Origin of the sequence: Streptomyces sp. DSM 40868, from assembly GCF_011820545.1 — a bacterium.
GTDB lineage: Bacteria > Actinomycetota > Actinomycetes > Streptomycetales > Streptomycetaceae > Streptomyces > Streptomyces eurythermus.
On the sequence record NZ_CP050504.1, the window covers coordinates 7,991,528 to 8,006,186 of the forward strand.

At 74.7% G+C, this 14,659-nt stretch carries 11 protein-coding genes; 3 read left to right on the top strand and 8 right to left on the bottom strand.

The annotated features are described in order from the left end of the window. Positions 1-18: 18 nt before the first annotated feature. Entirely contained in the window at positions 19-849 is an 831-nt protein-coding gene (locus tag HB370_RS35935) for an SAM-dependent methyltransferase (RefSeq protein ID WP_030779872.1), read from the bottom strand. 122 nt (positions 850-971) lie between these two features. Between HB370_RS35935 and HB370_RS35940 the strand changes: the two genes are divergently transcribed. Further along, the gene (locus HB370_RS35940) at positions 972-1,358 is read left to right on the top strand and encodes a PPOX class F420-dependent oxidoreductase (RefSeq protein ID WP_030779869.1); all 387 of its coding nucleotides are present in this window, start codon (positions 972-974) and stop codon (positions 1,356-1,358) included. A gap of 150 nt (positions 1,359-1,508) precedes the next feature. On the opposite strand, the gene HB370_RS35945 is transcribed toward HB370_RS35940, so the two are convergent. From HB370_RS35945 to HB370_RS35960, 3 genes are all read right to left on the bottom strand, one after another. After that, positions 1,509-4,301, bottom strand: coding sequence for a hypothetical protein (locus tag HB370_RS35945; protein ID WP_030779866.1), 2,793 nt, complete (start codon positions 4,299-4,301; stop codon positions 1,509-1,511). A gap of 457 nt (positions 4,302-4,758) precedes the next feature. Then, positions 4,759-5,172 (bottom strand): zinc ribbon domain-containing protein, encoded by a 414-nt coding sequence (locus tag HB370_RS35955; RefSeq protein WP_030779863.1) that lies wholly within the window; start codon positions 5,170-5,172, stop codon positions 4,759-4,761. Positions 5,173-5,345: 173 nt separating this feature from the next. Next, positions 5,346-6,080, bottom strand: coding sequence for a TetR family transcriptional regulator (locus tag HB370_RS35960; protein WP_030779860.1), 735 nt, complete (start codon positions 6,078-6,080; stop codon positions 5,346-5,348). 178 nt (positions 6,081-6,258) lie between these two features. Between HB370_RS35960 and HB370_RS35965 the strand changes: the two genes are divergently transcribed. Continuing rightward, positions 6,259-7,107 (top strand): hypothetical protein, encoded by an 849-nt coding sequence (locus HB370_RS35965; RefSeq protein ID WP_030779857.1) that lies wholly within the window; start codon positions 6,259-6,261, stop codon positions 7,105-7,107. Here the strand turns inward: HB370_RS35965 and HB370_RS35970 are convergent. After that, positions 7,088-9,502 (bottom strand): polysaccharide lyase 8 family protein, encoded by a 2,415-nt coding sequence (locus HB370_RS35970; RefSeq protein ID WP_030779854.1) that lies wholly within the window; start codon positions 9,500-9,502, stop codon positions 7,088-7,090. The genes HB370_RS35965 and HB370_RS35970 overlap by 20 nt on opposite strands. 285 nt (positions 9,503-9,787) lie before the next feature. Between HB370_RS35970 and HB370_RS35975 the strand changes: the two genes are divergently transcribed. Continuing rightward, positions 9,788-10,225, top strand: coding sequence for a flavin reductase family protein (locus tag HB370_RS35975; RefSeq protein WP_244406073.1), 438 nt, complete (start codon positions 9,788-9,790; stop codon positions 10,223-10,225). Positions 10,226-10,233: 8 nt separating this feature from the next. Here HB370_RS35975 and HB370_RS35980 read toward each other — a convergent pair whose 3' ends face one another. From HB370_RS35980 to HB370_RS35990, 3 genes are all read right to left on the bottom strand, one after another. After that, positions 10,234-12,681: a SpoIIE family protein phosphatase gene (locus tag HB370_RS35980; protein ID WP_208974473.1), complete on the bottom strand. Its 2,448-nt coding sequence runs from the start codon at positions 12,679-12,681 to the stop codon at positions 10,234-10,236. Between the two features lie 93 nt (positions 12,682-12,774). After that, on the bottom strand, positions 12,775-13,155 hold the full coding sequence (locus HB370_RS35985; RefSeq protein WP_030779845.1) for a hypothetical protein: 381 nt from the start codon (positions 13,153-13,155) through the stop codon (positions 12,775-12,777). A 499-nt stretch (positions 13,156-13,654) separates the two neighbouring features. Next, positions 13,655-14,572 carry a MurR/RpiR family transcriptional regulator gene (locus HB370_RS35990; protein ID WP_030779842.1) on the bottom strand — a complete coding sequence of 306 codons (918 nt, stop codon included), beginning with the start codon at positions 14,570-14,572 and terminating at the stop codon, positions 13,655-13,657. Positions 14,573-14,659 lie beyond the last annotated feature (87 nt).

Below are 14,659 nucleotides of genomic sequence, written 5' to 3' on the forward strand. Positions count from 1 at the left end.
GTTCAGCGGCCGCCGGGGTCAGTCCTTGCGGGCCACCCCGCCGAACATGGCGACCTCCGCCGGCTCCGGCCCGTCCGCGGGCTCGGGCCGCCACCGCGAGCAGGACACCAGCCCCGGCTCCAGCAGCTCGAGGCCGTCGAAGAACCGGGCGACATCGGCGGGCGTGCGCTGGGTGAGCTTCGGGGTGCCGTGCTCGTTCCAGAACCGCACCGCCTCGTCCACGTCCGGCATGGACGGGCTGGTGATGGTGTGCGACAGCACCAGGTGGCTGCCCGCCGGCAGCCGGTCCGTCAACTGCCGTACCAGGCCGTACGGGTCCTCGTCGTCGCCGATGAAGATGACCACGCCGAGCAGGATCAGCGCCACCGGCCGGCTGAAGTCCAGTGTCCGCGACGCGTGTTCCACGATCGCGTCGACGTTGCGCAGGTCCTCGTCCAGATAGTCGGTACGGCCCTCGGGCGTGCTGGTCAGCAGGGCCCGCGCGTGCGCGAGGACCAGCGGGTCGTTGTCCACGTACACGATCCGCGACTCCGGCGCGACGCGCTGTGCCACCTCGTGCGTGTTGTCGGCCGTGGGCAGCCCGGTACCGATGTCCAGGAACTGCCGGATGCCCACCTCGCCGGCCAGGTGGCGCACCGCGCGGCCCAGGAAGAGCCGGTCGGCGCGCGCGTACTCCCCGATGCCCGGGTGCAGTTGGCGGATCCGGTCGCCGGCCTCCCGGTCGACCTCGTAGTTGTCCTTGCCGCCGAGCCAGTAGTTCCAGATCCGGGCGGTGTGCGGCTGGTCGGTGTTGATGCGGGCGCGCAGCGAGGCGGCCACGCCGTTGGTGGCTGCCGGGATGTCGGTCACGTGGGTCAGCTCCTGGAAGACGGGGACCTCTGACGGGGGATACAGCGTGCGGGACGCAATCTAGCGCCCCGGCCGATCTTCGCCGTCTGGACCCCGGGCCCGGCGGGCGGGAGACTGCGCACATGGATCCCACACGGCTCGCCCGGCTCGGCGCCGGCCCCTACCTGCTGCTGACCAGCTACCGCCGGAACGGCACCCCCGTCGCCACCCCGGTCTGGGTGGTCCGGGACGGGGACACCCTCGGCGTATGGACCGCCGGCGACAGCGGGAAGGTCAAGCGGATCCGGCGCCGCGGCGATGTCCTCGTCGGCCCCTGCGACCGGCGCGGCAACCCCACCGGCGACCAGCTGCCCGCCACCGCCGAGATCACCGGCGCGGACACCACCGCCCGCTACCGGAGCCTCATCGCCCGCAAGTACGGCGTCGTCGGCCGCCTCACCCTGCTGGGCAGCCGGCTGCGGCGCGGCCTGGGCGGCACGGTCGGCATCCGGGTGACCCTCGGCGAGTGAGGGCCACCCGGGCGGCGGCCGCCTGCGCGGCGCCGTGCGCCGGGTCCTTCGGACCTACGGTGCGCCGTGGACCGGGTCCGTCGGTCCTACGGCGCGTCGAGTACCGGTCTCGCAGGGCCTGTGGCGCGCCGGGCACCGGTCTCGTAGGCGCTACGACGCGTCGAGCACCGATCCCGTCGCCTCCAGGCCGCCGGTGCGCGGCTTGCCGGTCTCGGGGTCGAGCTGCCGGAACCGCACCGACTCGGTGGACTCCCGCACCCCGTCCTTGACCGTGGGCACGGTGAGCTCCACGCTCGTGCGGCCCGCCGGGATGTCCGCCCACAGCCAGAGCCCGGCCACCTTGGACAGCGGTCGCTCGGGGTCGGGCTTCTCGCCGGACTGGTCCCGCAGCCAGGCCGCCGGGACGTCCTTGGTGGACAGCTCCGGAGCGGTGGCGGGCGCGACCCCGAACCAGGCGTCCATGTCGACGTCGACCGGCTCCGACAGCGTCACCCGCCACTTCAGCGACTGCCCCTCGGTCACCTTCGCGGCGACCGGTGTGAGGGTCATCGTGGGCGCCGGGTCGTCGTCGCGCACGGTGATCCCGCCCCGGTAGGAGCCGACGACCGCGCCGCGGACCGCCTTCACCAGCACATCGTGGGACACATCGGTGCCGTAGCGGGTGTTGCCCCGCACCTCGACCGGCACATCCGCGTCATGACCGCCCGGACGCACCGTCACCAGCCGGTCCGTCGCCCGCCCGGTGACCGGGTCGACGACGTACACCCGGACCTGGCCGCCGCCGCCCCGGCCCGACACCCGCACCGGAACCCGGTAGGTGCGCGAGCCCGAGTCCCCCTCGGACACGGTCGTCCGGCCGACGTCCACGCGCGGCAGCGCTTCCACGCGTACCGCGGGGGTTCCGGCCCGCCAGCCCCACGCGTCCATCAGCCAGGCCCGCCCGGAAGCCGAACGCGACGTCAGCTCGAGGGACTTGACCGAGCCCAGCTTCAGTCCGGCGCGGCCGGCCGCCGTCAGGGGCACCCGGACCTCCCGCGCCCAGTAGGAGGCGGTCCGCTCGCTGCCGGGAAGCCCGTCCAGCGTGACGCCGCCGAGCCTGGCCTTCTTGCCGGAGGTGTCGGTCAGCGACACGTCCAGCCGCGTGCCCCGGGTGTTCGGCGGTACGAACACCCGCAGGGCCAGCGCCGTCGAACCCGACAGCGACACCGGCTTGACGGGCGTCACCCGGGCCGGGCTGCCGGCGCGCGTCCAGCGCAGCGCCACCGCCTGCCGGCCGGTCTCCCGGTCGGTCTCCCACTGGGCGAAGTGCGGCGAGGCCCCCTTGGTGTTCGCGGCCAGGCAACTGCGGGCCGGGCTCGGGTCCGCCGCGGCGCACAGCTTGCCGCCGGTCACCGACACCCCGCCGTCCGGCAGGAACCCGCCGCCCCGGCGGGCGCCCACCGCGTGGCTCAGCACCCGCGCCGGGTCCGCCGACGGCGCCCGCTTCCCGGAGCCGTCCAGCAGCGGCCGCACCCGGTCGTCCCCGGCGAGGAACAGGCGTGCGGCGGCGGCGATGTACGTGCTGCCGGCCCGGTGCTGCCGGTCGGCGGACAGCCGGGTCGCGGCCCGCTTGCCGCACACCGGGTCGGGGTGGCCCGGTTCGTCGTAGAAGTCGTCCTCGGCCGGCGCCGCCGCCTGGCCCGGTGTCCACTCCGAGTTGAAGAAGTTGTGGTTGGCGCCGATCACGTACACGGCGCTGTGCAGCGCGCTGCCGTTGCCGACCGCGCGCGTGCCGTCGACGTACACCTCGCCCTGGAGGTCGGAGACGTCGCCGTCGCAGCCCGGCAGGATGGTCACCGACGGCACGTCCGGCACCGGGTTCTGCCCGAAGACGGTCGGGCCGATGAGGACGGTGCCCCGGACGGTCCAGCGCACCCGCCCGTGGTAGCCGTCCTGGTCGGCGGGTGGCGGGGCCAGGCTGTCCAGCGCGGCCCGGTTGACGCCCTCGCCACCCCGGGAGTGCCCGACCAGCAGCACCTTCGACAGATCGGCGCGGGGCGCCTCACGGGCCGCCTGCGGCGCCGTCCGGGGGTGTTCGGCCCAGTCGGCCCACCGGGCCAGGTGCAGCCGCACCAGCGACGACCGGGCCTGCGCGCCGCCGTCCTCGGCCGCGAAGTCCTGCCCGTTGATGCCGTTGGCGGCGATGGAAACGGTCACATAGCCCTGGGAGGCGAGCAGTTGCTGGTCGCGCAGATAGCCGCGGTGGCTCGGTATCGGCTTGGTGCCCCCCTTGCAGGGCCAGTCGCCGCCGGCCTCCCCGCGGCCCTTGTAGCACGTGGCGTGACGGCCGTGCAGGAACAGCGCGAGGGGCCGCTTGCCGGACGCGCCGACCGGCGCGACGACCACCGCGCGCATCTCCACCGGCTGCGGGAAGCCGGGCAGCCGGACCGAGTTCAGCGCGTACTCGCCGGTTCTGGTGCGGTAGTTGCCGGGCTTGCCCGGATCGACGGCGTTCGCGGGCAGCGGGGCGGGCGGCTGGACCGCCGGCGCGGCGCCCCGCGCTTCCGGCGCGTCCAATCGCCGCCCGCCGGACCAGACCTCCAGGCCGCCCGGCCGCGCGCCCGGCAGGATTCCGCGCAGCTCCGTCAACCGCCGTTCACCGAGCGGCAGTCGGAAGGTGTGCCCGTCCGCCGCCGGCCGTGGCACGCCCAACAGGCGGCCCCCGGCCCGGAATTCGACCCGCGCGTCACCCATCGGCACCGGCCGGCCGGACCGCCACACCAGCTGCGGCGCCGATCCGCCGCCGGTCAGCCGCCATCCCGGCGGCAGCGGCGTGCCGTCCCTGGCCGCCAACACTCCATCAGCACCGCTGGGTTGGGAGTCGGCGAGCGCCACCCCCGGGGATGCCCCGGCCACCGCGAGCAACGCGGCGGCCACCACCCCAATGTGCCGGGCACGGACCACTGTTCCTCCTTGAACCCCGACCTCGGACGTCCGGGCGGGACCCGGATGTCCCTTCGCCCCCGGAGGAGGGGAGACGGAGGCTGTGGGTTGCCTGTGCGCGGCGGGTGATGGATCACATCGCGGGACCGCGCCGCAGGCCCCCGCACCGCGCCGCCGACGCCATAGGCCCCGGGCCCGGCGGCCGAAACCGGAAGGGCCCGTCGCCAAGGCCGCGACGGGACGGCCGGCGGCGGGGAAAGGCCCTCCGCATGAGCCGAACCCGGCCGCCCCCGCGCGCCGCAGGGCGACGACGGCTATGTGCGCGACCGCAATGTCTTCGACGACGCCGTCACCACCGACGACGCGCGCGCGACGGGGCCTCGCTCTCCCGTCGGTCAGGGGTTCGCGACCGGACGTCCCGTGGCGGTACGGGACGTGATCTCGTCGCTGTGCAGCCGCTGAGACATTCCTACGGCGGTCAGGTCCAGGCCCGGTACGGCTCGTCCACCAGCTGGAAGACCGGTTCACCGCGCACCGGGTCCTTGGCGGTGGACAGCCGGACCCGGTCACCGCTGTGGATGCCGACCGGCGGGCCCATGACCCGGCCGCGGACGACGAACCCCTCGGCCATCTCCACCAGCGACACATTGCGCGCCGCAGGGGTGTTGCGGTGCACCACGGTGGAGTGGCGGACCGTGCCGACCCCCTCGCTGCGTTCCGTGCGCAGCTCACTGCCCTGGCACACCGGACACAGCAGCCGGTGGTACATCGCGGTGCCGCACCAGGTGCAGCGCTGGAAGAGGAGGGCGTCCCGGGAGTCGGCGGCGGGGTCGAGAACACCCGTCGCGGAACCGGCCGCCGGCCCCGAGGTGCTTGCTGAGTGGTGGTACACGCTGGTCACTCCCTGCGCTCGGCCGGAAACCCGCGTGCCCGGGGGCGGACCGGGCACACGTGCGCACGGTCGGCGTGCCACCGTGCACGCCGTCAGAGTATGGCACTGAGTGTCACTCGTAAAGGCACTGCGTACCCCCAAATTCAGCCGACCCGCGTGCGCCAGGGGGCCGGTCAGGGGCGGTCGAGGACCGTCTCCAGCTCCTGCACCACCCGCCACAGCGGGGCGTCCCGGCGGGAGACCAGCACCACCACGTCCCCGCCCGGTCCCGGCCCGGCACCGGCCGGGCCGCTCCAGAGGGCCGGGGCGTCCGCCGGCCGCGCGTACGTCATCTGCACATACGCCAGCGCGTGGTCCACGGCCGCGCCCGCGTCGCCCACGCCGTCCGACCGCAGCCAGGAGCGCAGGGCGTTGTTGTGCGCGGCGACCACCGCCGCCGCGATCACATCGGCGCGCAGCGTCCCGTCGGGCCGCCCCGCGAACCGCCCGCGCAGATACTCGGCGAGCGCCCGCTCGTAGCGCCACACCACCGACAGCTCATAGGCACGCAGCCCCGGCACCTGGCGGGTGAGGCGGTAGCGCTGCACGGAGAAGGCCGGGTTCTCGGCGTACATCCGCAGCACCAGCCGGGCCGCGTCGCACACCCGCCGCACCGGCTCGTGCTCCGGGCCGCTCGCCGCGAGGAAGGCGGTCATGTCGGCCAGGCAGCCCTCGTGGTCGGGGAAGACCACGTCCTCCTTGGAGGGGAAATAACGGAAGAACGAACGCCGGCCGACCCCGGCCAGGGCCACGATGTCGTCCACCGTGGTCTGTTCGAACCCGCGCTCGAGGAAGAGCCGGAAGGCCGCCGCCACCAGGGCGTCCCGGATCGGCGGCTTCGCGGCCGGCACCGCACTGCTGGAGCTCATGGACGGGAACGTAGCACCCATCCGGGTCTCCTGGCACTGAGTGCAGCGTGAGTGTCGGCAGAGGGTACTGAGTGTCGCGCTGCTGACACCGGGGGCGGACGAAGAGGGCCCGCACCCTGCGACGTAACCTTTCCCCAATGCTCGCCGGCCCCGGCCCCGCACCCCCAGGAGACCTCCCATGCCCGCCGCACGACCCCGCCTGCTGTACGTCACCGACCTGGCGTACCAGGCCCGCGGGCGCCGCTACTGCGACGAGGACATCCACCTGACCTCACGGCTGCGCGCCCACTTCGACCTGGCGCTGTGTCACCCGCTGGACGCGGCGGCACTGATGGACGGCTTCGACGCCGTCGTGGTGCGCAACAGCGGGCCCGTCCTCGGCCACCAGCGGGCGTACGACGACTTCCGCGCCCGGGCGCTCGCCGCCGGTACCCGGGTCTACAACCCGCTCACCGGGAAGGCGGACATGGCCGGCAAGCAGTACCTGCTCGACCTGACCGCCGCCGGGTTCCCCGTGATCCCGACCGTCGACCGCGCCGCGGACCTGTCCGTGCTGCCGGCCGCCGAACGGTACGTGGTCAAGCCGAAGCTGGGCGCCGACTCCCTCGGCCTGCGGATCGTGCCCGCCGCGGAACTGGGCGCGCTCGCCACCGGCGACGTCCTCATCCAGCCCTGCGTCGACTTCGCCTACGAGGTGTCCTTCTACTTCGTGGACGACGACTTCCAGTACGCCCTGTACGCGCCCGATCCCGCGCGCCGCTGGGAGCTGGAGCCGTACCCGGCCACCGCCGCCGACCTGGAGTTCGCGCGCCGCTTCATCGACTGGAACGCCCTCGGCTGCGGCATCCAGCGCGTCGACGCCTGCCGCGCGCCCGACGGCGGTCTGCTGCTGGTCGAACTGGAGGACCTCAACCCCTACTTGTCCCTGGACGCGCTGCCGGAGCGGGACCGGGACGGCTTCGTCGCCGCGTTCACGGCGTCCCTGAGCCGGTTCGCGCGCGCAGAGGTCAGCCCAGCCCGACCGTGACCTGCTGCCCGGCCCCCGCCGTGCCGGACAGATCCCCGAACGTCAGGGTCAGCTCGGCCCCGGTGGCCGAGGCGACGAGGGTGGCCGGCGCGGACATCACCGCGCCGACCGCCCGCCGCCAGGTCACCGTCAGGCCGGTGCGCATGCGCATCGGGTCGCTCACCACGATCACCGCCGTGCCGTCGGCCTGCTCGCAGACCACCACGCAGCACGGATCGCTGGCGGTGAGCGCGCCGGCCGTGCCGCCGAACCAGAAGTTGACCCCGGTGAACCCGGCCGACGGCACCGAAACACCCTGCTGGCGGTTGGTGTTGGCGAGGACGCTCAGCCACTCGGCGTCGGCCGCCCGCGCCCGGGTGGCCTCCGCCGTCGCGCCCGGCAGCAGCACATAGGCGTACGCGGCGTCCGCCGGGTCGGTGCCGTGGTCGAGGTACAGGGTCTGATAGGTACGGGTCAGGACGGCCGTCGAGCCGCCCTTGTTGATCAGGCTCCAGCTGCCGTCGCGGGCCTCGCGCAGCGCCCGTACCGTCGCCCCGCCCGGGAACACATAACCGCCGTGCCCGCCGAGGTGCGCCCACCCCGCCCCGGTGAGCGTCCGGGACCACGGGGCGCCGGCGGACCCCACCGTGCCGTCCGCCGTGAACGGGGCGTCGCCCGCGGCACCGAGGTTGCGGTTGTCCACCGTCGTCTCCACGGCGGTGCCGTCGCCGCACGTGATGCCCGCGCCGAGACACACCACCGCGTCGTCCAGGAAGAACCACGACTTCTTGGCCCGCAGCGACGACTGGAAACCCTTCAGGTACTGGCCGACCGCCGCCCGCTGCCCGTCGGTCGCCCCGCCCACCCAGTGCACGTCCGGCTTGACCGCGCCCCAGTCGCCGCCCGCCCCGTCCGCCAGCACCTTCCGGGAGACCGTCGTACCCGGCAGCCGGTAGGGATCGACGGTCGGCCAGAAGGCGTCGCCGTACTGGTCGCCGCCGAACGTGGCGCCCCACCAGTACAGCATCCCGGAACCGGTGTGCCAGCCGCGCAGGTTCTCGCCGTCGCCCGTCTCGTAGTGGGTGATCCTGCGGTCGGCCATGCTCAGCGACGCCGCCCAGCCGGGCCGGCGGTGGGTGGCCCGGGCCATGCACGGGAACAGCCGGTGCCCCGTCGGCTCGGGCACCGCCGGCACCGACGCGTCGTCCTGGACGCCCTTCAGCCGGGCCAGGTGCGGCACGCTCAGCGTCGGGTCGGCGAGCGGGGGGCTGGTGCGGTCGCGCTCCGCCCAGCCCTTCACCAGACCCCGCCACCGGGTGTTCTCGGCCGCGCTCGCGCCCTGCCCGAGCAGCACGATCGCGGCGAGGACCGCGTGCCCGCGCGTGTGGTCGTCCTGCTGGAGACGGGCACCGGCCGCGCGCCCCCGGCTGATCGCCCGGCCCGAGACGCCGTCCATGACCAGCCCGTTGTACACGAACGGCGCCCAGGCCCGCTCCACCGCGTCGAACACATGCTGCCGGCCGGGATCCGTCACCTCCCAGCCGGACCCCGCCAGCAGCGCGAACAGCAGGCCCAGCCCGCCGAGCAGCACCGAGCCGTAGGAGCCCGTGTACGGCACCGACCGGTGCTGGATGAAGGAGCCGTCGGCGTAGAGACCGTCGCCGGAGGTGACGTACCGGAAGACGGGGGAGAGGGCGTCCCGGGCGAGGGCCACCTTGCGGGGGTCCGCCCCGACCACCCCGCGCAGCGCCAGCACCCGGCACAGGTCCACCCGGTTGGCGCCGGTGCTGCTCCCGGTGTGGTCCGCCACTACCGAGTCGGGCACGAAGTGGTCCACCGCGGTGAGGAAACCCGCCCGTCGCGTGGCCGGCAGCGCGTCGTACAGCAGCACACACAGGTCCAGCAGGGCCTGCGGGATGCCGATCTGCCAGTTGTACCAGTTGCCGTACGGCACCCGGCCGGCGTGGTAGACGTCGTCGTGGAGGTGGCCGAGCCCGGTGAGGAGCGCGTCGCGCACCCGCGGGGCGCCGGTCAGGCCGGTGCCCGGCTGGCAGTAGGCCTGCGCGAGCGTGCTCAGCCGCGCGTAACTGCTGTTCAGGCGGGACGAGCGGTCGTACGCGTCCTGGTCGCCGTCCGGATCCCCCTCCGCGTACACCAGGTCGGGCCAGAGGGAGCCGGCGGCCGGGGCCATGGTGGCGAGGTACCGGCCGGCCGTGCCGCCCAGGTCGGCGAGCCGGGACCGGAAGGGTTCGGCGGCGGGGTCGAAGCCCTCGCCGAGGATCAGGGTGCGCCACCTCGCCCGGAGCGCCGGGAACTCGTCCGGCGCGGTGAACGCCCAGGCGGTGCCGAGGCCCAGCGCGGCGGCGGTGCCGGAACCGGCGGCCAGGAAGGAACGGCGTGACCAGCGAGACGTCATGATGGCGCTTTTAGCACGAGGGCGGTCGTCTCCGGGGACGACACGCGTCGCCCGCCGCGGCCGCGCACCGGCTCCTGCGACGATTCGGGAACGGAACGCGGGGCACACCGCCAGCAGGAACCACACCCCGGCCGGCCGAGCGAGCCGGACCGGGCGGCGACGGACGGAGCGGAACACATGGGCGACGACAGCGGCACGGAGTACGCGGACGGCGCGCCGGCCGGCGGTGGGCCGGTGGCGCGCGCGGGGGATCTCGACGGCTTCTTCGACCGGCTGGACCCCGACATGTGCGTGGTCACCGCCGTGGCGGGCGGTGAGCGCGCCGGATGCCTGGTGGGCTTCGCCTCGCAGTGCTCCATCCGGCCGCCCCGGTTCGTCGTGTGGCTGTCCAAGGCCAACCACACCTACCGTGTCGCCCGCGCCGCGCGGCACCTCACCGTCCATCTGCTCACCCGCGACCAGCGAGACCTGGCCGAACGCTTCGGCGGCCGGACCGGCGACGAGGTGGACAAGTTCGCGGGGCTCGCCTGGCGGGAGGGGCCCGCCGGCGCCGCCGTGCTGGACGAGGTGGCGGCCTGGTTCGTCGGCACCGTCGTACACCGCGTCGACGGCGGCGACCACGTCGGTCATGTGCTCGACCCCGTCGAGTGGGGCGAGGGCCGGCCGGGCCCCCTCCTGCGGCTCTCCGACGCCGCCACCATCGAGGCGGGCCACCCCGCCTGAGCCGGCGGCTAGGCGTCCGTCACCGGAGGCGCCGGCGCGTCATGCACCTCTTCCAGCGGCATCCGGATGTCCAGCACGCACACGTCGTCCCGCCGTTCGTCCGCGAGCATCGCCGCGAGCAGCGCGTCCAGCGAGCCGGACTCGCTGCGGCCGTGCGTCCGCACCGCCTCGGCCAGCCGGGCGAAGCCCGCGTCGAGGCCCTCGCCGGGGCGCTCGACCAGACCGTCGGTGTACAGCAGCAGCCGGTCACCGGGTTCCAGCCGCAGTTCCAGCGATTCGTAGACGGGGGCGGCCGTCGCGCCGAGCAGCATGCCGCCGGGGCGGTCGAGGAGGCGCACCTCGCCCCCGCGCACCAGCAGCGGCGGCGGGTGCCCGGCCTGGGCCCAGGCCAGCACGTGCCGGTCGGGGTCGTAGCGGGCCAGGACCATGGTGGCGGTGATCTGGCCGTCCCGGGAGTGCAGCAGCAGCTGGTTGAGCCGGGCCAGCGCCCCGGTGAGCGAGGAGCCGGTGCTGACCATGCCCTTCGCGGTGAACCGGAGCTGGGCCATGGTGGCGACGGCGTCGATGCCGTGGCCCGCCACGTCACCGACCACGAACAGCGCATCGCTGTCGGGCAGTTCGATGGCGCTGAACCAGTCGCCGCCGACGTGGATGCCGGCCTGCGCGGGCAGATAGGCCACCTCGACGCGCAGCCCGGCCAGCCGTACCGGCTTGCTGGGCAGCGGCAGCAGCGCGTGCTGGAGCCGGGCCGCCAGGGCGCGTTCGGCCTCCAGGGTGCCGCGCTGGAGCAGCATCGCGCGCTCGCTCTCCACCAGCGCCAGCTCCGCGCTGCGCTGCGCGGTCAGGTCCTGGACGAAGCCGTGCACCTCGACCGGGGTGCCGTCGGGCGCCGTGACCGCCTCCGCGACGATCCGCAGGTGCCGTACGCCCGTGGCCGTCCCGGTCCGGAAGGGCACGTCGAGGGGGTGCCCGCGCGAGACGAGGCCGGTGATCGCCCGGGCCAGCGGCCGGGTGTCCTCCGGCTGGGCCAGCTCGGGCAGCCGTTCCAGCGGCAGCGGCGGCCGGTCGGCGCGCAGACCGAGCACGGTGTAGGTCTGCGCGGCCCAGGCGATCTCGCCGGTGAGCAGGTTCCAGTTCGCCCAGCCGAGGTTGCCCAGCCGCTGCACATCGGCCAGCCGCTGCTCCTGCCGGTCCACCGGGTCGTACCGCAGCCAGGTCACCACCAGACCCTCGCCCAGCGGCGCGGCCCGGACCGTGTAGGTGGCGGTCGCCGACGCCGGGACGCCCGCGTCCTGGTAGGCGAACGGCTCGCTCTCGTACGGCACCCCTGTCTCCAGCGCCCGCAGACAGCCCCGCCACAGGGGAGCGCCCGCGACCGCCGGGTAGTTCTCCAGGAGATGCCTGCCGACCAGGTCCCGGCCCGTCCGGCCGAACACGTCGGTCGCCTCCGGGGTGGCGGCGGCGATCCGGTAGTCGGTCACCTCGCCGGAGGCCGCGCGCAGCGGGGTCAGCAGCACCGCCTGGCCCGGCAGCGCGTCGAACACCGCCTGCACGGTCCCCGAGACGTCCCCGGCCCCGGCGCCGCGCGGGCTGTCGAAGGCGCGCAGCCGGCCCGCGCACAGCCGCGCCACGGAGCGCAGCAGCTTCCGCTCGCGCGGCGTGAACGGCGCGTCGCGCCGGCGCAGCACCCCGAGGGCGACGCGCGCGGTGTCGCCCTCGGGTACGGGCAGCCAGGCCCGGGTCAGCCACCGCTCCGGCGGCGGCCCGATGAGCAGGTGGCGCGCGCGGTCCTCGGCGGGATGCTCCAGCCAGCGCGGCCGCCCGGACCGCAGCGCCTCCAGCGCGGGCAGGCCGGGCACCGGCGGGACGTGCCGCCACTGGGCGGCGAGGGCGGCCTCGACACCGGCGTGGCCGATCAGGGCGAGCCCGTCCTCGGGCAGCTGTTCGTACAGCAGTACGGCGTCGGCGGCCACCTCGGGCGCCAGGCGGTCCAGCAGACAGCCGGCCAGCTCGTGCGGCGAGCCGACCCGGACCAGGGCCCGGCCGAGGGCTTCCAGCACCTCCGCGGAATCCCCGGTGCCCACGGACGCCCTCTCCCCGGCAGCGGTACCGGTGACGGCACCGGCGCCCGCACCGGCACCGGCGGACGCGGGCGGGGGCGCCGGGTGGGCGGGCCGCTCCCTGGGCGGCGGCAGCGCGCCGAGGGTCAGCCAGCACTGTTCCACGAGCGAGCGGTTGCCGCCCTCGGCCCGCCGGAGGAGTTCCTCGTGAGCGGCGTCCGGTGCGCAGCCGGTGACGGCCATCAGCACGCCCTTGGCCCGCTCCAGGAGGGCCGTGGTGGCGGCCAGGTCCCGCAGCCGTTCCAGCTCGGCGCGCTGCCGGGCCACGACGTCGGCCGGTGCCGCCGGCTCCGGACCGGTGGCGGGGTCGCCCGGAAGCAAAGGCTCGCTCGTCACGCGTCGAGCATCGCACACCGGTGCCGGTCGGATCACTCGTCTGCAGGGCCCCGGTTCCAGTGACTGTCGTATGAGCCGTCCGGAAGGCCGGGGTCAGCGGGCGGTGCCACGGGTGGCCAGGGCCGCGCTGACCGCGCGGACGCTGCGCGCGATGTGCTGGAGCTGGAGTACCTCGGCGGCGTACAGCTTGATCGTGTGTTCGATCACTGATTCGGGCAGTCCGAGCACCGGCAGCTCGGTCCGTGCCGTCTGCAGGGCGGTCCGGGCGACCCGGATCTCCTGCTGTACCTGGATCTGCGCGTGCCGGGCGAGCAGGACCGGGTGCCGGATGAGTGCCGGGTAGCCGGCGTAGCGCGCGGGGACCAGCTCGCGCAGCCACTTGACCGCCGAGCGCTCCCAGTCGTAGCTGCCCGGCGTCTTGACCTGACAGGGCCAGTCTGGGCTGATGCGCGTGCTGGTCAGGGGCATGATCATCGCTTCCGGTGGGCGGCTTGGGGAAGGGGGGCGGCGTCGGGAGGGGGCCGACGTCGGAGGGGTGGTCGACGGGGACGGGGCGGCCCCGGCCTAGGGGATGACCGGGGCCGCCACGGGCGCGTCGCGCAGACGGCGCGCCCCGGCACACCCCGGGCGCCGCCGTGGGAAGGGAACGGCGGCGGGGGGTGTCCGTGGAGGAGCCCCGGGTGCGGGGGACCGGCGCTGTGTACGGAGGTGCGTGCGCATGGGCGGTCCGTCGGCTCTCTCGGGGCGGTGTGCGTGCGGAGCAGTATTTATATATGCGGGGAGCTTTGCAAGACGTATGAAAACATTCATGCGCTGTATGCGGTGAATCATCCCCGTCCCGCAGGCCGACGACCGCAGGATCTTCACGATTGCCCGGCGCGCGCGGCAGGAACGGCCGTTCGCCCGCAGGCCGGTCCCACAAGAACTCCCGGAGACCGGTCAGCCCCGGAGTCCGGTCGGTCCCGGAGTCCGGTCAGTCCCGCAGGAAGAACTGGTGGTGCTCCGACAGCTGCTCGTACTTCTCCAGCCGGGCCTGGGTGCGCTCCGGGTCGGCGTCCGTCATGGCCTGGAGCAGCGCCGCCGCCAGCACCCCGGGCGCGGCGTAGGAGTCGAACACCAGCCGGGAGCCGGTGCCGGTGGCGAAGGTGACGTCGGCCTCGTCGGCCAGCGGCCCCAGCGCCAGGTCCGTCACCAGGGCGACCTTCAGGCCCGCGTCCCGGGCCACCCGGACGGCTTGCAGCGTCTCCTGGGAGTGCCGGGGCATCGCGAAGGCCAGCACCCAGTCGCCGCCCGCCTCCCGGGCCTGCAGCAGCGCGTCGTAGGCCACGCTGCCGCCGCGGGTCACCAGCCGCACGTCCGGGTGGATCCGGCGGGCGGCGTAGCCGAAGTACTCGGCGAGGGACACCGAGATGCGCAGCCCCAGCACGGTCAGCGGGGTCGAGCGGGACAGCTCGCGGCCGACCCGGATGACCCGGTCGGGATCGGCGAGGTCGCGCCGCAGGTTCTCCAGGTTCGTGATCTCGGCGTCCACGGCCGCCTGGAGTTCATTGGCCCGGTCCTCCTCGCCGGGCCCGCCCGCGAGGCTGCTCAGCGCGATCGCCTGGAGCCGCTCCCGCAGCGCGGGGTAGCCGCTGAAGCCGACGGCGGCGGCGAAGCGGGTGACGGAGGGCTGGCTGACCCCGACCCGGTCGGCCAGCTCGGTGATCGACAGGAAGGCGGCCTCGGTGAGGTGCTCGATCAGGTACTGGGCGATCCGCCGCTGCCCCGGCGACAGACGCGGCCCGTCGAACAGTTCCCGCAGCCGGGAGGTCGGGGCGGCCCCGGTGCCGGGGGCGGTCCGGCCCGACGTGATCGCTGACGCCTGTGCGCGTGCCTGCTGCGGCGAGGGCACCGGTCGGCCTCCTTTGTCTGCCACGATCACTCAACATAGCTCACCGCCCCTCGCGGCCAGAGGGCCGAGGCGGGGCCCTCACCAGCG

Coding starts and splice junctions, on each gene's coding strand:
- HB370_RS35970 (WP_030779854.1), bottom strand. CDS start 9,502: ATGACGTCTCGCTGGTCACGCCGTTCCTTCCTGGCCGCCGGTTCCGGC.
- HB370_RS35975 (WP_244406073.1), top strand. CDS start 9,788: ATGTGCGTGGTCACCGCCGTGGCGGGCGGTGAGCGCGCCGGATGCCTG.
- HB370_RS35940 (WP_030779869.1), top strand. CDS start 972: ATGGATCCCACACGGCTCGCCCGGCTCGGCGCCGGCCCCTACCTGCTG.
- HB370_RS35985 (WP_030779845.1), bottom strand. CDS start 13,155: ATGATCATGCCCCTGACCAGCACGCGCATCAGCCCAGACTGGCCCTGT.
- HB370_RS35965 (WP_030779857.1), top strand. CDS start 6,259: ATGCCCGCCGCACGACCCCGCCTGCTGTACGTCACCGACCTGGCGTAC.
- HB370_RS35960 (WP_030779860.1), bottom strand. CDS start 6,080: ATGAGCTCCAGCAGTGCGGTGCCGGCCGCGAAGCCGCCGATCCGGGAC.